Origin of the sequence: Pseudomonas canadensis (genome assembly GCF_030980095.1) — a bacterium.
Classification (GTDB): domain Bacteria; phylum Pseudomonadota; class Gammaproteobacteria; order Pseudomonadales; family Pseudomonadaceae; genus Aquipseudomonas; species Aquipseudomonas canadensis.
On the sequence record NZ_CP133298.1, the window covers coordinates 1918644 to 1938923 of the forward strand.

Here is a 20280-nt window from a genome sequence, read left to right on the forward strand (position 1 = left end):
TCATGGCTAACATTCCAACTATTTCATTCGACGCCATCATTATTGGTGGCGGCGGTGCTGGCATGCGCGCTGCGCTGCAGCTGGCCCAGGGCGGTCACAAGACTGCCGTGATCACCAAGGTGTTCCCGACCCGTTCCCACACCGTATCGGCCCAGGGTGGCATCACCTGCGCCATCGCCTCCGCCGACCCGAACGATGACTGGCGCTGGCACATGTACGATACCGTCAAGGGTTCCGACTACATCGGTGACCAGGACGCGATCGAATACATGTGTCAGGAAGGCCCGGCCGCGGTGTTCGAGCTGGACCACATGGGTCTGCCGTTCTCCCGTACCGAGCAAGGCCGTATCTACCAGCGTCCATTCGGCGGCCAGTCGAAGGATTACGGTAAAGGCGGGCAGGCTGCCCGTACCTGCGCCGCGTCCGACCGTACCGGTCACGCGCTGTTGCACACCCTTTATCAGGGCAACCTGAAAGCCGGTACCACGTTCCTGAACGAGTACTACGCGGTCGACTTGGTGAAAAACGCCCAGGGCGAATTCGTCGGTGTAATCGCCATCTGCATCGAAACCGGTGAAACCACCTACATCCGCGCCAAGGCTACCGTGCTGGCGACCGGCGGTGCAGGCCGTATCTACGCGTCGACCACCAATGCCCTGATCAACACCGGTGACGGCGTCGGCATGGCACTGCGTGCTGGCGTACCGGTGCAAGACATCGAAATGTGGCAGTTCCACCCGACCGGTATCGCTGGCGCTGGTGTACTGGTTACAGAAGGTTGCCGTGGTGAAGGCGGTTACCTGATCAACAAGCACGGCGAGCGTTTCATGGAGCGTTATGCTCCGAACGCGAAAGACCTGGCGGGTCGTGACGTTGTGGCTCGTTCGATGGTTAAAGAGATTATTGCCGGCAACGGCTGTGGCCCGAATGGCGACCACGTACTGCTGAAGCTCGATCACCTGGGCGAAGAAGTACTGCACAGCCGTCTGCCAGGTATCTGTGAGCTGTCCAAGACCTTTGCTCACGTTGACCCGGTGGTTGCTCCGGTGCCGGTTGTTCCGACTTGCCACTATATGATGGGCGGCGTGCCGACCAACATTCATGGCCAGGCGATCACCCAGAACGCCGAAGGCGAGGACGAGATCATCCACGGTCTGTTCGCTGTAGGCGAAGTGGCGTGCGTATCGGTTCACGGCGCCAACCGCCTGGGCGGCAACTCGCTGCTCGACCTGGTGGTCTTCGGCCGTGCTGCCGGCCTGCACCTGGAAAAGGCGCTGACCGACGGCATCGAATACGACGACGCTACCGACGCCAACATCGAGGCCGCCCTGGCGCGCCTGAACGCTCTGAACGAGCGCACTGATGGCGAAGACGTGGCTACCCTGCGTCGCGAACTGCAAAGCTGCATGCAGAACTACTTCGGTGTATTCCGTACCGGCGAATACATGCAGAAGGGTATCGCCCAGCTGGCTGACCTGCGCAAGCGCATCGCCAACGTCAAGATCAACGATAAGAGCCAGGCGTTCAACACCGCTCGTATCGAAGCCCTTGAACTGCAAAACCTGCTGGAAGTGGCCGAAGCGACTGCAATCGCCGCCGAGGTTCGTAAGGAATCCCGTGGTGCCCACGCCCGTGAAGACTTTGAAGATCGCGACGACGAAAACTGGTTGTGCCACACCCTGTACTTCCCGGGTGACAAGCGCGTGACCAAGCGTGCCGTGAACTTCTCGCCGAAGACGGTTCCGACGTTTGAACCGAAAATTCGGACTTACTAAGGGTGGCTGCCATGTTGAAAGTCAGTGTTTACCGCTACAACCCTGATCAGGACGCCGCGCCGTTCATGCAGGAATTCCAGGTCGATACCGGTGGTAAAGACCTGATGGTGCTGGATGTATTGGCACTGATCAAAGAGCAGGACGAAGGTTTCTCCTATCGTCGCTCTTGCCGTGAAGGTGTGTGCGGTTCCGACGGCATGAACATCAACGGCAAAAACGGCCTGGCGTGCATCACGCCGCTGTCCGCCGTGGTCAAAGGCAACAAGCTGATCGTTCGTCCACTGCCAGGTTTGCCGGTTATCCGTGACCTGGTTGTCGATATGAGCATCTTCTACAAGCAATACGAGAAAGTTAAGCCGTTCCTGCAGAACGACACGCCGGCTCCGGCCATCGAGCGTCTGCAGTCCCCGGAAGAGCGCGAGAAGCTCGACGGTCTGTACGAGTGCATCCTGTGCGCTTGCTGCTCGACTTCGTGCCCGTCCTTCTGGTGGAACCCGGACAAGTTCCTGGGCCCTGCTGCCCTGCTGCAAGCGTACCGCTTCCTGGCAGACAGCCGTGATACCAAGACGTCCGAGCGTTTGGCTTCGCTGGATGACCCGTTCAGCGTATTCCGCTGCCGCGGGATCATGAACTGCGTCAACGTATGTCCCAAAGGCCTGAACCCGACTAAGGCCATTGGTCACATCCGTAACATGCTGCTGCAGAGCGGCGTGTAACTGACGTTGTAGTAAAAGCAGGACCGTTGTGCCCGTAAATGCTACGGCGCAGGCTTCAACCGGCGCCGTAGTTTTAACTTGAGCAGCGACTTACAAAGCCGCGGCTCTTATTTTGAAGAAATGAGACAAGCAGGGGCATTCGGGTTGGTACCCGAACTATCAGCGTGATCCTAAGTGGCTTGTTTTGGTCGCTGCACTTGGCCGTTTGCAAGCAAACTCGGTGTTTTCGCCGGTGGTGTCCCCAAATCGAGGGTGACCAAGCATGCAAGAAAGCGTGATGCAGCGCATGTGGAACAGCGGCTATCTTTCAGGTGGTAACGCTGCCTATGTGGAAGAGCTTTATGAGCTCTACCTGCACGACCCTAACGCTGTGCCAGAAGAATGGCGCACCAAATTTCAGACGTTGTCTTCAGACGGCAACGCTGCCACCGATGTATCGCACGCAACGATTCGCGATCAATTTGTGCTGCTGGCAAAGAACCAGCGCCGCGCCCAACCGGTTTCCGCCGGGAGCGTGAGCAGTGAGCACGAGAAGAAGCAAGTTGAAGTATTGCGACTGATCCAGGCCTACCGGATGCGCGGCCACCAGGCGGCCCAGCTTGACCCGCTGGGGCTCTGGAAGCGTCCTGCACCTGCTGACCTGTCGATCAATCATTACGGCTTGACCAATGCCGATCTTGATACGACCTTCCGTGCCGGCGACCTGTTCATCGGCAAAGAGGAAGCGAGCCTACGCGAAATTCACGAAGCGTTGCAGCAGACATATTGCCGCACCATCGGCGCTGAGTTCACGCACATCACCGATTCCGAGCAACGCCACTGGTTCCAGCATCGCCTGGAAGGTGTGCGTGGTCGTCCGGTATTGTCCGCTGACGTACGCAGCCACCTGCTTGAGCGCGTAACCGCTGCCGAAGGCCTGGAAAAATACCTGGGTACCAAATACCCGGGCACCAAGCGTTTCGGCCTGGAAGGCGGCGAAAGCCTGATCCCGATGCTCGACGAGCTGATCCAGCGTTCCGGTTCCTACGGCACCAAGGAAATCGTGATCGGCATGGCCCACCGTGGTCGCCTGAACGTGTTGGTCAACACCTTCGGCAAGAACCCGCGTGAGCTGTTCGACGAGTTCGAAGGCAAGAAGAAGGTCGAGTTGGGTTCCGGTGACGTTAAATACCACCAGGGCTTCTCGTCCAACGTGATGACTACCGGCGGTGAAGTTCACCTGGCCATGGCCTTCAACCCATCCCACCTGGAAATCGTTTCTCCAGTGGTCGAGGGTTCGGTCCGTGCTCGCCAGGATCGTCGTAACGACACCACCGGTGAAAAAGTTCTGCCAATTTCCATCCACGGTGACGCGGCATTTGCCGGTCAAGGCGTGGTCCTGGAAACGTTCCAGATGTCGCAGACACGCGGCTTCAAGACTGGCGGTACGGTTCACATCGTCATCAACAACCAGGTAGGTTTCACCATCAGCAATCCGCTGGACGCGCGCTCCACCGAGTACGCGACCGACGTTGCCAAGATGATCCAGGCGCCGATCCTCCATGTGAATGGCGATGATCCGGAAGCTGTGCTGTTCGTGACCCAACTCGCCATCGACTACCGCATGCAGTTCAAGCGTGACGTCGTGATCGACCTGGTCTGCTACCGCCGTCGCGGTCACAACGAAGCTGACGAACCAAGCGGCACCCAGCCGTTGATGTACCAGCAAATCACCAAGCAGCGCACCACCCGTGAGCTGTACGCCGAAAGCCTGACCAAGGCCGGTGTGGTTGACGATGCGCGTGTTCAGGCCAAGGTCGATGAATACCGCAACGCGCTGGACAATGGTCTGCACGTAGTGAAAAGCCTGGTTAAAGAGCCGAATAAAGAGCTGTTCGTGGACTGGCGTCCGTACCTGGGCCACGCCTGGACTGCGCGTCACGACACCTCGTTCGATCTGAAAACCCTGCAGGAATTGTCCGCCAAGCTGTTGGAAATTCCAGAAGGCTTTGTGGTTCAGCGCCAGGTGGCGAAGATCTACGAAGATCGTCAGAAGATGCAAGCCGGCGGCCTGCCGATCAACTGGGGTTACGCCGAAACCATGGCGTACGCGACCCTGGCGTTCGAAGGTCACCCGATCCGCATGACCGGCCAGGACATCGGTCGTGGTACGTTCTCGCACCGTCACGCGGTATTGCACAACCAGAAAGACGCGGGCACCTACATCCCGTTGCAGAACCTGTACGAAGGCCAGCCACGTTTCGATCTGTACGATTCGTTCCTGTCCGAAGAAGCGGTTCTGGCGTTCGAATACGGTTACTCGACCACCACGCCAAACGCGCTGGTGATCTGGGAAGCCCAGTTCGGCGACTTCGCCAACGGCGCCCAAGTGGTAATCGACCAGTTCATCACCAGCGGCGAGCACAAGTGGGGTCGCCTGTGCGGTCTGACCATGCTGCTGCCACACGGTTATGAAGGTCAGGGTCCTGAGCACTCCTCGGCCCGTCTGGAGCGTTACCTGCAGCTGTGCGCCGAGCACAACATCCAGGTGTGCGTGCCGACTACCCCGGCCCAGATCTACCACTTGCTGCGTCGCCAGGTGATCCGCCCGCTGCGCAAGCCGCTGGTAGTGCTGACACCGAAGTCGCTATTGCGTCATAAATTGGCCATCTCGACCCTGGAAGATCTGGCTGATGGTTCGTTCCAGACTGTTATTCCAGAAATCGACACGCTGGACGCAGCCAAGGTGACTCGCCTGGTCCTGTGCAGCGGCAAGGTCTACTACGACCTGCTGGAAAAACGTCGTGCCGAAGGCCGCGAAGACATCGCCATCGTGCGTATCGAGCAGCTTTACCCGTTCCCGGAAGACGACCTGATGGAGGCCATCGCGCCTTACACCAACCTCACCAACGTGGTGTGGTGCCAGGAAGAACCGATGAACCAGGGCGCGTGGTACAGCAGCCAGCATCACCTGCGTCGCAGCATGGGTAACCACAACAAGGCGCTGAACCTGGAGTACGCCGGTCGCGATGCTTCTGCTGCACCTGCATGTGGTTATGCGTCGATGCACGCCGAGCAGCAGGAAAAACTGCTGCAAGATGCTTTTACTGTTTAACGCCTTCGCGCTGACTGAAACCGAATTTTAAGGACACACAGATAATGGCTATCGAAATCAAAGCCCCGTCATTCCCGGAATCGGTTGCCGATGGCACCGTTGCCACTTGGCACAAGAAACCAGGCGACGCTGTAAAGCGTGACGACCTGATCGTTGACATCGAGACCGACAAAGTCGTGCTGGAAGTATTGGCCGAAGCTGACGGCGTGCTGGGCGCAATCGTTGCCGAAGAAGGCGCTACCGTTCTGTCGAACCAGGTACTGGGCTCGATCGAAGAGGGCAGCGCTGCTGCCGCTGCTCCTGCTGCTGCACCGGCAGCCGCCGCTGCTCCTGCCGCCGCTCCGGCTGCTGGCGCTGAAGACCCGATCGCTGCACCGGCTGCCCGTCAGCTGGCTGAAGAGAACGGCATCAACCTGGCGTCCGTCAAAGGCACCGGCAAAGACGGTCGCATCACCAAGGAAGACGTGGTTGCTGCTGTTGAAGCCAAGAAAAACGCTCCAGCTGCCGCACCTGCCAAGGCTGCTGCCCCGGCCGCCGCTGCTCCTGTGTTCGCCGCTGGCGACCGCACCGAGAAGCGCGTTCCGATGACTCGCGTACGTGCCACCGTGGCCAAGCGTCTGGTTGAAGCCCAGTCGAACATGGCGATGCTGACCACCTTCAACGAAGTCGACATGACCGAAGTCATGGCCCTGCGTTCGAAGTACAAGGATCTGTTCGAGAAGTCCCACAACGGCGTGCGCCTGGGCTTCATGTCCTTCTTCGTGAAAGCGGCCACCGAAGCGCTGAAACGCTTCCCGGCAGTCAACGCTTCCATCGACGGCAACGACATCGTTTACCATGGCTACGCCGACGTCGGCGTTGCCGTGTCCAGCGACCGTGGCCTGGTGGTTCCAGTACTGCGTAACGCCGAACTGATGAGCCTGGCTGAAATCGAAGGCGGCATCGCCACCTTCGGCAAGAAAGCCCGTGACGGCAAGCTGACCATCGACGAGATGACCGGCGGTACCTTCACCATCACCAACGGTGGTACCTTCGGTTCGATGATGTCGACGCCGATTGTCAACCCACCACAAGCGGCAATCCTGGGCATGCACAACATCATCCAGCGTCCGATGGCCATCAACGGCCAAGTCGTGATCCGCCCAATGATGTACCTGGCGCTGTCGTACGATCACCGCCTGATCGATGGTAAAGAAGCCGTGACTTTCCTGGTGACCATCAAGAACCTGCTGGAAGACCCGGCTCGTCTTCTTCTGGATATTTGATTGAAGCAGCTTCAAGTTGCGAGCTACAAGCTGCAAGTAAACGCAGTTTGGCTTGCAGCTTGAAGCTCCGAGCTTGAAGCTTGAAGCTAATAGAGGATCTATTTTCATGACACAGAAATTTGACGTCGTAGTGATTGGTGCAGGTCCTGGCGGCTACGTTGCTGCCATCAAGGCCGCACAACTGGGCCTCTCGACTGCTTGCATCGAAAAATACACCGACAAGGAAGGCAAACTGGCACTGGGCGGTACTTGCCTGAACGTCGGTTGCATTCCTTCCAAGGCGCTGCTGGACAGCTCCTGGAAATTCCACGAAGCCCAAGACGGCTTCGCGATCCACGGCATCAACCATGCTGGCGTGACCATGGACGTGCCAGCAATGGTCGGCCGTAAAGCCAACATCGTTAAAGGCCTGACTTCCGGCGTTGCCACCTTGTTCAAGGCCAACGGCGTGACTTCCCTGCAAGGCCACGGCAAGCTGCTGGCTGGCAAGAAAGTTGAAATCACCAAGCCAGACGGCTCGACCGAAATCATCGAAGCCGAGAACGTGATCCTGGCCCCAGGTTCGCGTCCAATCGACATCCCGCCTGCTCCAGTTGACCAGAACGTGATCGTTGATTCGACTGGCGCCCTGGAATTCCAAGCAGTACCTAAGCGTCTGGGCGTGATCGGCGCTGGCGTAATCGGCCTGGAGCTGGGTTCGGTATGGTCCCGCCTGGGTTCCGAAGTCACCGTGCTGGAAGCCCTGGACACGTTCCTGCTGGCTGCCGACACCGCTGTGTCGAAAGAGGCGCTGAAAACCCTGACCAAACAAGGTCTGGACATCAAGCTGGGCGCTCGCGTGACCGGCTCGAAAGTCAACGGTGAAGAAGTTGTCGTCAACTACACCGACAAGGATGGTGAAAAAACCATCACTTTCGACAAGCTGATCGTAGCCGTGGGTCGCCGTCCAGTGACCACCGACCTGCTGGCAGCTGACAGCGGCGTGACCCTCGACGAGCGCGGTTATGTGCACGTTGACGATCACTGCGCGACCACCGTGCCTGGCGTCTACGCCATCGGCGACGTGGTGCGTGGCATGATGCTGGCGCACAAGGCTTCCGAAGAAGGCATCATGGTTGTCGAGCGCATCAAGGGCCACAAGACCCAGATGAACTACGACCTGATCCCATCGGTTATCTACACCCACCCGGAAATTGCATGGGTCGGCAAGAACGAACAGCAGTTGAAAGCTGAAGGCGTTGAAGTTAACGTCGGCACCTTCCCGTTCGCCGCTTCTGGCCGTGCCATGGCAGCCAACGACACCGGTGGTTTTGTCAAGGTCATCGCTGATGCCAAGACTGACCGCGTATTGGGCGTCCACGTGATTGGCCCAAGCGCTGCAGAACTGGTTCAGCAAGGCGCGATCGGTATGGAATTCGGCACCAGTGCCGAGGATCTGGGCATGATGGTCTTCTCCCATCCGACCCTGTCCGAAGCGCTGCATGAAGCCGCGTTGGCAGTGAATGGCGGCGCCATCCACATCGCCAACAAGAAGAAGCGCTAAGCGAGATAATAAGAAACCACGGCGGAGTTGCCCGTCGTGAGCCTTGCGCGCAAGACTCACCGCGGAATATCCGCTGGACGCAGTCTTGCGCAGCTTTACGGGCCTTGAGCCCCGCAAGTTGCGCAAGCAGCAGTCACAGGTGGCGCGGCACTCATAATGAGCGCAGCGCCGAATGCGCAGTACCTAACGAAGACGGTAAAAAGCATGAATCTTCACGAGTATCAGGGTAAGCAGCTGTTCGCTGAATACGGCCTGCCAGTTTCCAAGGGCTACGCAGTAGACACCCCGGAAGCAGCAGCAGAAGCTTGCGACAAAATCGGCGGCAGCGAGTGGGTTGTCAAAGCCCAGGTCCACGCCGGTGGTCGCGGTAAAGCGGGCGGCGTTAAGCTGGTTCGCAGCAAAGAAGACGCCAAGGCCTTCGCACAGCAGTGGCTGGGCAAGCGTCTGGTGACTTACCAGACTGATGCCAATGGCCAGCCAGTCACCAAGATCCTGGTTGAATCGTGCACTGATATCGCTAAAGAGCTGTACCTGGGCGCTGTCGTTGACCGTTCGAGCCGTCGCATCGTGTTCATGGCTTCCACCGAAGGTGGCGTGGACATTGAGAAGATCGCCGAAGAAACCCCAGAAAAAATTCTGAAAGCTACTATCGATCCACTGGTTGGCGCTCAGCCATTCCAGGGTCGCGAGCTGGCTTTCCAGCTGGGCCTGGAAGGCAAGCAAGTTGCCCAGTTCGCCAAGATCTTCGTCGGTCTGGCCAAGCTGTTCCAGGATCACGATCTGGCCCTGCTGGAAGTGAACCCGCTGGTGATCAAGGCTGACGGCGATCTGCACTGCCTGGACGCCAAGATCAACATCGACGCCAACGCCATGTACCGTCAGCCTAAGCTGAAGACTTTCCACGATCCGTCGCAAGACGATCCGCGCGAAGCGCACGCTGCCAAGTTCGAACTGAACTACGTAGCCCTGGAAGGTAACATCGGCTGCATGGTCAACGGTGCTGGCCTGGCCATGGGTACCATGGACATCGTCAACCTGCATGGCGGCAAACCAGCCAACTTCCTCGACGTGGGCGGTGGTGCTACCAAAGAACGCGTAACCGAAGCTTTCAAGATCATCCTGTCCGACTCCAACGTCGCTGCAGTACTGGTCAACATCTTCGGCGGCATCGTTCGTTGCGACATGATTGCCGAAGGCATCATTGGTGCAGTGAAAGAAGTCGGCGTTAAAATCCCGGTTGTTGTTCGCCTTGAAGGTAACAACGCTGAACTGGGCGCTAAAGTACTGGCAGAAAGCGGTTTGAACATCATCGCGGCTACCAGCCTGACCGACGCTGCTCAACAAGTTGTCAAAGCTGCGGAGGGCAAATAATGAGCGTCCTGATCAATAAAGACACCAAAGTTATCTGCCAGGGTATTACCGGTTCGCAAGGTAGTTTCCACACCCAGCAAGCCATCGAATACGGCACCAAGATGGTTGGCGGCGTAACACCTGGTAAGGGCGGCACCGAGCACCTGGGTCTGCCAGTGTTCAACACCGTGAAAGACGCTGTAGCTGCCACTGGCGCCACCGCCAGCGTGATCTACGTTCCAGCTCCTTTCTGCAAGGACTCGATCCTGGAAGCAGCATTCGGCGGCATCAAGCTGATCGTCTGCATCACCGAAGGCATTCCTACCCTGGACATGCTGGACGCTAAAGTTAAGTGCGACGAGCTGGGCGTAGTCCTGATCGGCCCTAACTGCCCAGGCGTGATCACTCCAGGCGAATGCAAGATCGGCATCATGCCAGGTCACATTCACTTGCCAGGCAAGGTCGGTATCGTTTCCCGTTCCGGCACCCTGACCTACGAAGCTGTGAAGCAGACCACTGACGCCGGTTTCGGTCAGTCGACTTGCGTCGGCATCGGCGGTGACCCGATCCCAGGCTCGAACTTCATCGACATCCTGAAACTGTTCCAGGAAGACCCGAAGACCGAAGCGATCGTAATGATCGGTGAGATCGGCGGTTCGGCTGAAGAAGAAGCGGCTGCCTACATCAAGGCACACGTGACCAAGCCGGTTGTTTCCTACATCGCTGGTGTGACTGCCCCTGCTGGCAAGCGCATGGGCCATGCTGGCGCAATCATCTCTGGCGGCAAGGGCACTGCAGACGAGAAGTTTGCTGCCCTGGAAGACGCAGGCGTTAAAACCGTGCGTTCGCTGGCAGACATCGGCAAGGCTTTGTCCGAGCTGACCGGTTGGGCTGTCAAGTAAGCCTCGCGCTTAACTGACGCTTCACCAACACAAAGGCCACCTTCGGGTGGCCTTTGTGCTTTCTAAGTAACCACATTTTCTGTAGGAGCCGGCAAGCCGGCTCCTACAGTTTTTTGAATGGCATGGCTGAGTAACTTATCTGCATTGCCAGATTAAGTATGAAAACGCGACATAGAGATGTCGCTTATCGGACAGTCCGCCCCGCAACAGTGCGTTCGTCAGCCAATTTCTGTACCCTAGCCGCCTCTTTATGCGTGCGCATCCCAAAAGGAAGCCCCGCGCTAGACCGGTCGGCTCCCATAAGGGCCGGCAGTATTTCCCTCATCCATAGGGAATCCCTCTCTAAATTCCGATTCAGTAGTGTGGTATTTCCCGAAATGAAAGTGTTGAAAAGCCAGGATATCCTGGCGTTGGGCTTTATGACGTTTGCCCTGTTCGTGGGCGCCGGCAACATCATCTTCCCGCCTATCGTTGGTTTGCAGTCCGGACCTCACGTCTGGATGGCAGCGCTGGGCTTTCTGATCACGGCCGTCGGCCTGCCGGTGGTCACTGTGATCGCCCTGGCCAAGGTCGGCGGCGGTATGGACGCGTTGAGCAGCCCGATCGGCAAGATCGCCGGTGGTCTGCTGGCGGCGGCGGCGTATCTGGCGGTAGGGCCGCTGTTCGCCACCCCGCGTACCGCCACCGTGTCCTTTGAAGTGGGCCTGGCGCCGTTGACCGGCGAAAGCCCGCTGGCGTTGTTCCTCTACAGTTCGGTGTATTTCCTGGTGGTGTTCTTTGTCTCCCTGTACCCAGGACGACTGCTGGACACCGTGGGGCGCTTCCTCGCACCGCTGAAGATCATTGCGCTGGCCATCCTCGGTATCGCCGCCTTTGCCCTGCCGGCCGGTGAAGTGGGTGTCGCCACCCCAGAATACGTGGCTGCGCCGTTCTCCCAAGGTTTCATCAATGGTTACCTGACCATGGATACTCTGGGGGCACTGGTGTTTGGCATCGTGATCGTCAATGCGATCCGGTCCCGTGGTGTTGAGTCGCCGAAGCTGATCACCCGCTACGCGATCATTGCTGGCCTGATCGCCGGTGTGGGCTTGGCCCTGGTGTACATCAGCCTGTTCCGCCTCGGCTCTGGCAGCCACGCGGTTGCCGCCGGTGCAAGCAACGGCGCGGCGGTGCTGCACGCTTATGTGCAACACACCTTCGGTTCCCTGGGCAGCGGCTTCCTGGCCGTGCTGATCTCCCTTGCATGCCTGGTCACCGCCGTAGGCCTGACCTGCGCCTGTGCCGAGTACTTCAGCCGTATCCTGCCGCTGTCCTACAAGACACTGGTGGTGATCCTGGCGCTGTTCTCGCTGTTCGTGTCCAACCTGGGCCTGACCAAGCTGATCGCGTTCTCGATCCCGGTACTCACGGCGATCTACCCGCCGTGCATCGTGCTGGTGGCGTTGAGCTTCTGCAAAGACTTCTGGCTGGAGCAGGGGCGCATCGTCGGTCCGGTGATGCTGGTGTCGTTCATCTTTGGTTGCATTGATGCGCTCAAGGGCGCTGGCCTCGCGGATTGGATGCCTGCGCAATTGGCCAACCTGCCGCTGAGCGAGCAGGGCCTGGCGTGGCTGGTGCCGTCGGTGATGACACTGGCTGTGGCGTTTGTGGTTGATCGTATGCTCGGCAAGCGTAGCGAAGCTATCGCTTAAACAAGCGGGTTTACGTTACAAGGAAATGCCTCGTATCAATCGATACGGGGCATTTTTTATGCTTATAGAACACGATCCTGTAGGAGCTGGCTTGCCAGCGATAGCGGTGTGTCAGCCAACGTATTCCGTGATTGATATGCTGCCATCGCCGGCAAGCCAGCTCCTACGATCGCTCGTGTTTGCCAAATCGCCGCTTAATAGGACCCGCATGTCGTTTATCGAGACCAATCAAATCCACCTGCTTGCCGCCCTCTGGTTCGTCCTGTGCTGGGGCGGCTACACCCGCTATGCCACCTGGAAAGCCCGCGACACGGCCTGCCTGGCCAGCGTGCTGCATCTGTATCGCGAGGACTGGATGCGCCGCATGCTGCTGCGCGACAACCGCATCGCCGACGCCAGTGTGATCGGCAACCTCGAGCGCAACGCCTCGTTCTTTGCCTCCAGTACCCTGATCATCCTCGCCGGTATTCTCACCGTGCTCGGGGCCTCGGAGCGCGCGGTGTCGTTGCTGGCGGATATCCCCATGGTGCAGCAGGCGTCCCAGGGCATGTCGGAGATCAAGTTGTTGTGCCTGGCGCTGGTGTTCGTCTACGCGTTCTTCACATTCAGCTGGTGCATGCGCCAGTACAACTTCGCGGCGGTGCTGGTGGGTTCGGCGCCGATGATCGGTGAGCGGCATGTGTCGGAACAGGAGCGCAATGCGTTTGCACTGCGCGCGGCGCGGGTGATCTCCATGGCCGCTAACCAGTTCAACTTCGGCCTGCGCGCTTATTACTTCGGCATGACGATGCTGGCGTGGTTTGTCAGCCCCTGGTTGTTCATGTTGATGAGCAGCGGGGTGGTGTTGGTGCTGTACCGTCGGGAGTTTCATTCCGACGTGCTGCAAGTGATGGTGTATACGCAAACGGACGCGCCGCCGCCGGAACCGGCTAAAGAAGTGGGCTAACTAAGGCCTCCAAATAGAAACCCAGACAAAGTAAAGCCCGCTATCTAAGCGGGCTTTCTTTTTGCAGCCAGGCTATTTCAAGCCGCGGTCTCAAGAACCGGTGGCTGGGGTAGCAGGTGCTGCTTCTTTTGCGGCGGCTGCGTTCGATTCAGCCTGAGCTTTGGCAGCATCGGCGTTTTCTTTCGCAGCGTCGTTCACTTTATCCTGAGCCTTCGCCATATCTTTCTGAGCTTGCTCAGAGTGCGCGGCGGCGTCTTGGGCTTTGTCTTCGGATTTCTTGTCGCAGGCAGCGAGACCGAGGGCAGCGGCGAGCATCATGGAAATAGCTAAAGTCTTGCGCATGGGTGTTTCTCCTTATTGAAGATATCTACTGGCCTTTCGAGCATGGCGGTTCGGCATTAGTTCCTTTTATTCCATAGATATATAAATCGCTGACTAACCGGAACTTTTGCCCACCCACCCCTTCCGCGAATTAACACTAATAAGAGTCTGGAACGAATGACCGAAAATCCCCTGTTAGAGCGCGCGACGCGCTTTGTTTCGGCCTTGCGCCATTGTCAGGTGCTGGGCATTACCGCTCATCAGGCCAGCGAGGAGGGCATCACCTTGATCATGCCCTACGCCACGCATTTAGTGGGTGATCCCCAGTCGGGGGTGATCCATGGCGGCGCGCTGACTTCTCTGATGGACACCGCCTGCGGCATGGCCACCCTGTGTGTGCTGCCGGAATTCGAAGTGTGCCCGACCCTCGACTTGCGCGTTGACTACATGCATCCCGCTGCGCCCCACAAACCCGTGTATGGCTTCGCCCAATGCTACCGGGTGACCACCGACGTCATCTTCACCCGCGGCTTTGCCTTCCAGGATGACCCCCAGCAACCCATCGCCCATGTGGTGGGCACGTTCATGCGCATGGGCAAACGCCTCAGGGGCACACAAGGATTGGGCAGCGCGATAAAGGGAGAACAGGCATGACGCACCGATTCAAGACCCGCCTGGAACAGGCCCATGAGCGCGGTGATTACGAGGCGCTGCTCAACCTCATTCCTTACGCCAAGCTCATCGGCATTGAATGCACGCGACTGGGGGATGAATTGCTGTTCCGCCTGCCGGCCAACAAGGACAATATTGGTAACCCCATATTGCCAGCGCTGCACGGTGGCGTGATTGCGGGCTTCATGGAGCTGTCGGCGGCGCTGCACCTGCTGGTGTTCACGGGCGCGCCGGGCATCCCGAAAATCATCGACTTTTCCCTGGATTACCTGCGCGCCGGGCAGTTTCGCGACACCTATGCCAAATGCCAGGTGTGGCGCCAGGGTCGACGGGTGGCGAACGTGGCTATCACCGCCTGGCAGAGCACGGCCGCAGAACCTATCGCCACCGCCCGCGCGCATTTCAAGATCGAGGAACAGAGCCGCCCTTGAAATCCTGGTCTTAGCCCCCAACTTTGATGACAACCCGCCGCCAACCCTCAAGGGCGCGGCCACTGCCATCCAATTGGAGTTTGATGACCATGAGTGTGGAAACTCAAAAGGAAACCCTGGGCTTCCAGACCGAGGTGAAGCAACTGCTGCACCTCATGATCCATTCGCTGTATTCCAACAAGGAAATTTTCCTTCGTGAATTGATCTCGAACGCCTCTGACGCTGTCGACAAATTACGTTTCGAAGCCCTGTCCAAGCCCGAGTTGCTGGAAGGTGGTGCCGAACTGAAAATCCGTGTGAGCTTCGACAAGGACGCCAAGACCGTCACAATCGAAGACAACGGTATCGGCATGAGCCGCGAAGATGCGATCACCCACCTGGGGACCATCGCCAAATCCGGTACTGCCGACTTCATGAAGAACCTGTCGGGCGACCAGAAGAAGGATTCGCACCTGATCGGCCAGTTCGGCGTGGGCTTCTACTCGGCCTTCATCGTCGCCGACCAAGTGGAAGTGTTCAGCCGCCGTGCCGGCCTCGACGCCAGCGAAGGCGTGCATTGGTCGTCCAAAGGCGAGGGCGAGTTCGAAATCGCCACTATCGACAAGGCCGACCGTGGTACCCGCATCGTCCTGCACCTGAAATCCGGTGAAGACGAATTCGCCGATGGCTGGCGCCTGCGCAACATCGTCAAGAAGTACTCCGACCACATCGCTTTGCCGATCGAGCTGCCGAAAGAACAAGCGGCCGCCGAAGGCGAAGAGGCACCTGCCCAGGAATGGGAAGTGGTCAACCGCGCCAGCGCGCTGTGGACCCGTCCGCGTACCGAGATCAAGGACGAGGAATACCAGGAGTTCTACAAGCACATCGGTCACGACTACGAAAACCCGCTGAGCTGGAGCCACAACAAGGTCGAAGGCAAGCTGGAATACAGCTCGCTGCTCTATGTACCGGCCCGCGCTCCGTTCGACCTGTACCAGCGTGAAGCGCCGAAAGGCCTGAAGCTGTACGTACAGCGCGTCTTCGTGATGGACCAGGCGGAATCGTTCCTGCCGTTGTACCTGCGCTTCATCAAAGGTGTGGTCGACTCCAACGATTTGTCTCTGAACGTGTCGCGGGAAATTCTGCAGAAAGACCCGATCATCGACTCCATGAAGTCGGCGCTGACCAAGCGTGTACTCGACATGCTGGAAAAACTGGCGAAGAACGAGCCTGAGCAATACAAAGGCTTCTGGAAAAACTTCGGCCAGGTCATGAAAGAAGGCCCGGCGGAAGATTTTGCCAACAAAGAAAAAATCGCTGGCTTGCTGCGTTTTGCTTCGACTCACGAAGAAGGCGGCGAGCAAGTGGTGTCCCTGGCCGAATACCTGGCACGCGCCAAGGAAGGTCAGGACAAGATCTACTACCTGACCGGCGAAACCTACGCTCAGGTCAAAAACAGCCCGCACCTGGAAGTCTTCCGCAAGAAAGGCATCGAAGTGCTGCTGCTGACCGACCGTATCGATGAGTGGCTGATGAGCTACCTCAACGAGTTCGACGGCAAATCCTTCGTCGACGTGGCCCGCGGTGACCTGGACCTGGGTAACCTGGATTCCGAAGAAGAGAAGAAAGAAGCCGAAGAAGTCGCCAAGGCCAAAGAAGGCTTGGTTGAGCGTATCAAGGCGTCCCTGGGCGATGCGGTCAGCGAAGTGCGGGTTTCCCACCGTCTGACCGACTCCCCGGCGATCCTGGCCATCGGCGAAGCGGACTTGGGCATGCAAATGCGCCAGATCCTCGAGGCCAGCGGCCAGAAAGTGCCGGATTCCAAGCCGATCTTCGAATTCAACCCGGCTCACCCGCTGATCGAGAAACTCGACGGCGAGCAAAGCGAAGAGCGGTTTGGCGACCTGTCGCACATCCTCTTCGACCAAGCGGCCCTGGCCGCTGGCGACAGCTTGAAAGACCCGGCCGCCTATGTGCGCCGCCTGAACAAGCTGTTGGTTGAACTGTCGGTTTGACCCTGACGTAGAAAAACCCGCTTCGGCGGGTTTTTTCGTTCTAGCGCTTAACTGTAGGAGCGAGCTTGCTCGCGAAAAACGTCAACGATAACGCGCCTATCCTGGGTAAACGCGGTGCCCTTGAGTTTTTCGCGAGCAAGCTCGCTCCTACAGAAGGCAACATTGTGAGTGCACCTCAACTGGAGTAAATGATGAGCCAAGTCACAGTACGTTCCGTGGTCTATCAGATTGATGGCCAGTCTTACGAAAGCCGTCTCGCGTTCGATGCCAGCCACAAGGGCCCGCTGCCGGGCCTGCTGATGGCGCCGAACTGGATGGGAGTGAGTGCGGGTGCCGAAGAGATCGCCAAGAGCGTCGCCAGCAAGGGCTATGTGGTGCTGATTGCCGATTTGTACGGGCAGACCGTGCGTCCGTCGAATGGCGATGAAGCCGGTGCGGCGATGATGCCGTTGAAGAACGACCGTGCGTTGTTGAACAAGCGTATGCAGGCGGCCTTCGAGCAGTTGCAGGGCCAGACTGAGGCAGCGGTTGATACCTCGAAACTGGCGACCTTTGGTTTCTGCTTCGGCGGGTGCTGCTCCCTGGAGCTGGCGCGTACCGGTGCGCCGGTCAAGGCTGCCATCTCGTTCCACGGCACCCTCGACACGCCGAACCCGGCGGATGCGAAGAACATCAAGGGCTCAGTGCTGGTGCTGCATGGCGCTTCTGACCCATTGGTCCCTAAAGAGCAACTGCCGGCGTTCGAAGATGAAATGAACGCGGCCGGTGTGGATTGGCAATTGCTGAGCTACGGCGGCGCGGTGCATTCGTTCACCGACCCGCATGCGAATGTGCCGGGCAAGATGATGTACGACGCGAAGACGGCCAAACGGGCTTTCCAGTCGATGCATAACTTGCTGGATGAAGTGTTCAAGGGCTGATTTTTCAGCGCCTGTTTTGGCCTCTTCGCGAGCAAGCCCGCTCCCACATTTGACGCTGTTCACAAGTCAAAATGTGGGAGCGGGCTTGCTCGCGAATGCTACCTCACCGGCAACTCAATTCTTTCAGACTCACCCGGCACCGTCGGCCAATCCCCAGCCGCCCACCGCTGCCTGGCCTGTTCGATCACCGCTGGATCACTCGCGACAAAATTCCAATTGATCCGCCGAGGCCCATCCAGCGGCGCGCCGCCAAACACCACCAGGTGGCAATCGCTTTCGGCAAACAGTGTCATCTCCTGACCAGCCGGCAGCACCACCAGGCTGTGCACTTCAAGCGTCTCGCCGTCCAACTGCGCTTCCCCCTCCAGCACATACACCGCGCGTTCCTCATGCTCATCCGGAATCAGCAGGGTTGTGGCCGTTTGCATCTGCACCTCGGCATACAGCGTGGGCGACAGCACCGGCACCGGCGATTTGAGGCAGAACCCATCGCCCGCGATCAGGCGTATCTGCACGCCCAGATTGTCACTCACCGGCAGGCTGGCTGCCGGGTGATGGCTGTAATGTCCCGGCCCGGTCTCGTGGTCCTTGGGTGAGGCCAGCCACACTTGCAACCCATGCAGGCTAAAACCGCTGGCCTTGAGCGGCTCAGGGGTGCGTTCGACATGGGCAATCGCGCTGCCGGCCGTCATCCAGCTCACATCACCGGCCTGCACCACCTGATCCGAACCCAGGCTGTCCTTGTGCTGCAGCGCACCTTCAAACAAATAGGTGAGGGTCGACAGCCCGATATGCGGATGCTGGCGGATATTCATGCCATCGCCCGGTGCGTAACGAGTGAGCAGCATATGGTCGAAGAACACAAAAGGCCCGACGCTGCGGCATTCCCGCGACGGCAGCGGGCGCAGGATCGGTTGGCCTTCGACATCTTCGGGGCGAGGGCGGATCACGGTGAGGGTGGTCATGGTGCGTCCCAGTCTGAGCGGGTTAGATGCTGCTGAGCATAACCCGCTCGGTAGGATCTTGCCGCTATTGGCTGAAGGCGCCTTCCGACAGCTTTGTCTCGATGGTGACGTCGGCGGTGGTCATCAGCTTGTGCACCGGGCAGCGATCTGCCACACGGTGCAGTTCGTCGCGTTGCTCGTCGGTGAGCACGCCCTTGAGCGTCAGCTTGACGTTGAGCTTGTATTTGCCCTTTTGCTCTTCGGTGGCGTCGTGGGTGACTTCCACAGTCACGCCGGTCAGCGGAATGTCTTTCTTCTGCGCGTAGAGCTTGACCGTCAGCGCTTTGCACGACGCCAGCGCGGCATCGAAGTAGTCATGGGGGGAGGGCGCCGAATCGTCGCCGCCCAGGCTTTTAGGCAGGTCGGTAAACAACTCATGGTTATTGATATTGACGCTATGACGGAAGTTGTCCTGGTTCAGGGTATTCACGGTAACAGGCATGGTAAACCTCACAGGGTGGCAGGATGAAGGTCATGCAGTTATAGAGCATGCTGGCACTTCGGTGTTCCGCGTTTTTTGCCGGATGAACCCTGGCAGCCTGAGCAAGGTCTACCCGTATCAGCCCTTATCGAGGTTTTATCGTGCCGTTGACCCGCCTGACGCTTGCCCTGTTGCTCACCGCCAGCAGCCTTGCTGCGCAGGCCCGCGACTATGCCTACAGCGACGCGCACCTGCATTACGTGGATTTCTTCCAGGAAACCGCGGGCATGGACAAGCTGCTCAAGGCCATGGCCGACAGCCGCATCGAGCATGTGATGATTTCCGGCATCCCGGTCGCCAAGAAATGGCACGAAGATGAACCCAAGCGGCCGCGCTACTACGCCGGTGACGATGCCGATGCCTACTGGTACAGCGCCACCGATGTGATTGTGGCCGCAGCGGTCAATAAACTGAGCCCAGAGCAACGCCAGTATTTTCATCCGTTCCTGTCCGGCTTCAACCCCAACGACAAGAACTCGGCCGCCCATATCCAGCGCATGCTCGACCTCAACCCAGGGCTGTGGCAAGGCATCGGTGAGGTCTTCACCCGCCATGACGACCTTACCGCCATCACCGCAGGCGACACCCCGCGTGCCAATAACGAAGCCATGACCCGCATCTATCACCTGGCGGCAGAAAACGACCTGCCGGTGATGCTGCACTCCAACATCACCTCCAAGCGTGAGCGCAATCCGCTGTACCTGGCTGAAGTGGAAGAGCCGCTGCGCAACCATCCGCACACCCGCTTTATCTGGGCCCACGCCGGCACCAGCAAGGAAATCCACCGCCATCAGGTGCAGATGGACTTTTTGCTGCCGACCCTGAGCCGCCTGCTGGAGGCTTACCCCAACCTGTACATCGACCTGTCCTGGAGCATGCTCACGCCGTATTTGCTGGATGACGCAGGGCAGCCGCGCCCGGAGTGGGTCAAGCTGGTGGAGCGTTTCCCGGAGCGGTTTATGCTGGGCTCGGACGTTGTAGGGCGGTTCAACAAGCTCGGTAAGGAAATGCGCCGCTTCGACCCGTTCCTGGATGCCCTGCCGGAGGACGTCGCTCGCAAAGTCGCACGGGACAACTTTTTGGCGATCCTGCCTAAAGCGCCCCGCGATGGTATAGCACGTTGATATCGCGTTTTCGTCTTACGCAAAACGAGCAATAGGCCGATACCTTTCAAG

General features: G+C 58.6%; 17 protein-coding genes. 14 read left to right on the plus strand and 3 right to left on the minus strand.

Annotated elements, in window-relative coordinates:
- The first annotated feature begins 2 nt into the window (after positions 1–2).
- From sdhA to RB216_RS09050, 9 genes are all read left to right on the plus strand, one after another.
- A complete protein-coding gene (gene sdhA / locus RB216_RS09010; RefSeq protein WP_010211741.1) occupies positions 3–1775 on the plus strand; it encodes a succinate dehydrogenase flavoprotein subunit in 1773 nt (590 codons plus the stop codon).
- Between the two features lie 11 nt (positions 1776–1786).
- On the plus strand, positions 1787–2491 hold the full coding sequence (locus tag RB216_RS09015; RefSeq protein WP_003172807.1) for a succinate dehydrogenase iron-sulfur subunit: 705 nt from the start codon (positions 1787–1789) through the stop codon (positions 2489–2491).
- Between the two features lie 262 nt (positions 2492–2753).
- Positions 2754–5585: a 2-oxoglutarate dehydrogenase E1 component gene (locus RB216_RS09020; protein WP_016979562.1), complete on the plus strand. Its 2832-nt coding sequence runs from the start codon at positions 2754–2756 to the stop codon at positions 5583–5585.
- Positions 5586–5629: 44 nt separating this feature from the next.
- Complete coding sequence (odhB, locus tag RB216_RS09025) at positions 5630–6850, plus strand: 2-oxoglutarate dehydrogenase complex dihydrolipoyllysine-residue succinyltransferase (RefSeq protein ID WP_122686743.1); 1221 nt, start codon at positions 5630–5632, stop codon at positions 6848–6850.
- 106 nt (positions 6851–6956) lie between these two features.
- Positions 6957–8393 carry a dihydrolipoyl dehydrogenase gene (gene lpdA / locus RB216_RS09030; RefSeq protein ID WP_028615714.1) on the plus strand — a complete coding sequence of 479 codons (1437 nt, stop codon included), beginning with the start codon at positions 6957–6959 and terminating at the stop codon, positions 8391–8393.
- 204 nt (positions 8394–8597) lie between these two features.
- On the plus strand, positions 8598–9764 hold the full coding sequence (sucC, locus tag RB216_RS09035) for an ADP-forming succinate--CoA ligase subunit beta (RefSeq protein ID WP_016979559.1): 1167 nt from the start codon (positions 8598–8600) through the stop codon (positions 9762–9764).
- Entirely contained in the window at positions 9764–10645 is an 882-nt protein-coding gene (sucD, locus tag RB216_RS09040; RefSeq protein WP_003210566.1) for a succinate--CoA ligase subunit alpha, read from the plus strand. Before sucC ends, sucD begins: the two co-directional genes overlap by 1 nt.
- Positions 10646–11022: 377 nt before the next feature.
- Entirely contained in the window at positions 11023–12336 is a 1314-nt protein-coding gene (gene brnQ, locus RB216_RS09045; protein WP_028615715.1) for a branched-chain amino acid transport system II carrier protein, read from the plus strand.
- 208 nt (positions 12337–12544) lie between these two features.
- On the plus strand, positions 12545–13282 hold the full coding sequence (locus RB216_RS09050) for a DUF599 domain-containing protein (protein WP_028615716.1): 738 nt from the start codon (positions 12545–12547) through the stop codon (positions 13280–13282).
- Between the two features lie 90 nt (positions 13283–13372).
- Here the strand turns inward: RB216_RS09050 and RB216_RS09055 are convergent, their stop codons facing one another.
- Positions 13373–13624, minus strand: coding sequence for a hypothetical protein (locus RB216_RS09055; RefSeq protein WP_012723095.1), 252 nt, complete (start codon positions 13622–13624; stop codon positions 13373–13375).
- Between the two features lie 156 nt (positions 13625–13780).
- Between RB216_RS09055 and RB216_RS09060 the strand changes: the two genes are divergently transcribed.
- The 4 genes from RB216_RS09060 to RB216_RS09075 all read left to right on the plus strand — a co-directional run bounded on the left by RB216_RS09060 (position 13781) and on the right by RB216_RS09075 (position 17620).
- Positions 13781–14257: a PaaI family thioesterase gene (locus RB216_RS09060; RefSeq protein WP_028615717.1), complete on the plus strand. Its 477-nt coding sequence runs from the start codon at positions 13781–13783 to the stop codon at positions 14255–14257.
- On the plus strand, positions 14254–14706 hold the full coding sequence (locus RB216_RS09065) for a PaaI family thioesterase (protein ID WP_038850334.1): 453 nt from the start codon (positions 14254–14256) through the stop codon (positions 14704–14706). The genes RB216_RS09060 and RB216_RS09065 overlap by 4 nt, the downstream gene beginning before the upstream one ends.
- An 89-nt stretch (positions 14707–14795) precedes the next feature.
- Positions 14796–16700, plus strand: a complete 1905-nt coding sequence (htpG, locus tag RB216_RS09070; protein ID WP_028615719.1) for a molecular chaperone HtpG — start codon at positions 14796–14798, stop codon at positions 16698–16700.
- Between the two features lie 191 nt (positions 16701–16891).
- The gene (locus tag RB216_RS09075; protein ID WP_308908584.1) at positions 16892–17620 is read left to right on the plus strand and encodes a dienelactone hydrolase family protein; all 729 of its coding nucleotides are present in this window, start codon (positions 16892–16894) and stop codon (positions 17618–17620) included.
- A gap of 98 nt (positions 17621–17718) precedes the next feature.
- Here RB216_RS09075 and RB216_RS09080 read toward each other — a convergent pair whose 3' ends face one another.
- Together RB216_RS09080 and RB216_RS09085 are read right to left on the minus strand one after the other, a co-directional pair.
- On the minus strand, positions 17719–18585 hold the full coding sequence (locus RB216_RS09080; protein WP_122686747.1) for a pirin family protein: 867 nt from the start codon (positions 18583–18585) through the stop codon (positions 17719–17721).
- Positions 18586–18649: 64 nt separating this feature from the next.
- Positions 18650–19066, minus strand: a complete 417-nt coding sequence (locus RB216_RS09085) for an OsmC family protein (RefSeq protein ID WP_028615722.1) — start codon at positions 19064–19066, stop codon at positions 18650–18652.
- A 140-nt stretch (positions 19067–19206) separates the two neighbouring features.
- Here RB216_RS09085 and RB216_RS09090 point away from each other — a divergent pair, with 140 nt between their 5' ends.
- A complete protein-coding gene (locus tag RB216_RS09090; RefSeq protein ID WP_308908585.1) occupies positions 19207–20229 on the plus strand; it encodes an amidohydrolase family protein in 1023 nt (340 codons plus the stop codon).
- Positions 20230–20280: the final 51 nt, after the last annotated feature.

Bases quoted from the DNA above. Each gene is read 5' to 3' on its own strand.
- odhB (WP_122686743.1), top strand. From the start codon at position 5,630: ATGGCTATCGAAATCAAAGCCCCGTCATTCCCGGAATCGGTTGCCGAT.
- RB216_RS09055 (WP_012723095.1), bottom strand. From the start codon at position 13,624: ATGCGCAAGACTTTAGCTATTTCCATGATGCTCGCCGCTGCCCTCGGT.
- brnQ (WP_028615715.1), top strand. From the start codon at position 11,023: ATGAAAGTGTTGAAAAGCCAGGATATCCTGGCGTTGGGCTTTATGACG.
- lpdA (WP_028615714.1), top strand. From the start codon at position 6,957: ATGACACAGAAATTTGACGTCGTAGTGATTGGTGCAGGTCCTGGCGGC.
- sdhA (WP_010211741.1), top strand. From the start codon at position 3: ATGGCTAACATTCCAACTATTTCATTCGACGCCATCATTATTGGTGGC.
- RB216_RS09085 (WP_028615722.1), bottom strand. From the start codon at position 19,066: ATGCCTGTTACCGTGAATACCCTGAACCAGGACAACTTCCGTCATAGC.
- htpG (WP_028615719.1), top strand. From the start codon at position 14,796: ATGAGTGTGGAAACTCAAAAGGAAACCCTGGGCTTCCAGACCGAGGTG.
- sucD (WP_003210566.1), top strand. From the start codon at position 9,764: ATGAGCGTCCTGATCAATAAAGACACCAAAGTTATCTGCCAGGGTATT.
- RB216_RS09050 (WP_028615716.1), top strand. From the start codon at position 12,545: ATGTCGTTTATCGAGACCAATCAAATCCACCTGCTTGCCGCCCTCTGG.
- RB216_RS09080 (WP_122686747.1), bottom strand. From the start codon at position 18,585: ATGACCACCCTCACCGTGATCCGCCCTCGCCCCGAAGATGTCGAAGGC.
- RB216_RS09075 (WP_308908584.1), top strand. From the start codon at position 16,892: ATGAGCCAAGTCACAGTACGTTCCGTGGTCTATCAGATTGATGGCCAG.
- RB216_RS09065 (WP_038850334.1), top strand. From the start codon at position 14,254: ATGACGCACCGATTCAAGACCCGCCTGGAACAGGCCCATGAGCGCGGT.
- sucC (WP_016979559.1), top strand. From the start codon at position 8,598: ATGAATCTTCACGAGTATCAGGGTAAGCAGCTGTTCGCTGAATACGGC.
- RB216_RS09020 (WP_016979562.1), top strand. From the start codon at position 2,754: ATGCAAGAAAGCGTGATGCAGCGCATGTGGAACAGCGGCTATCTTTCA.
- RB216_RS09015 (WP_003172807.1), top strand. From the start codon at position 1,787: ATGTTGAAAGTCAGTGTTTACCGCTACAACCCTGATCAGGACGCCGCG.
- RB216_RS09060 (WP_028615717.1), top strand. From the start codon at position 13,781: ATGACCGAAAATCCCCTGTTAGAGCGCGCGACGCGCTTTGTTTCGGCC.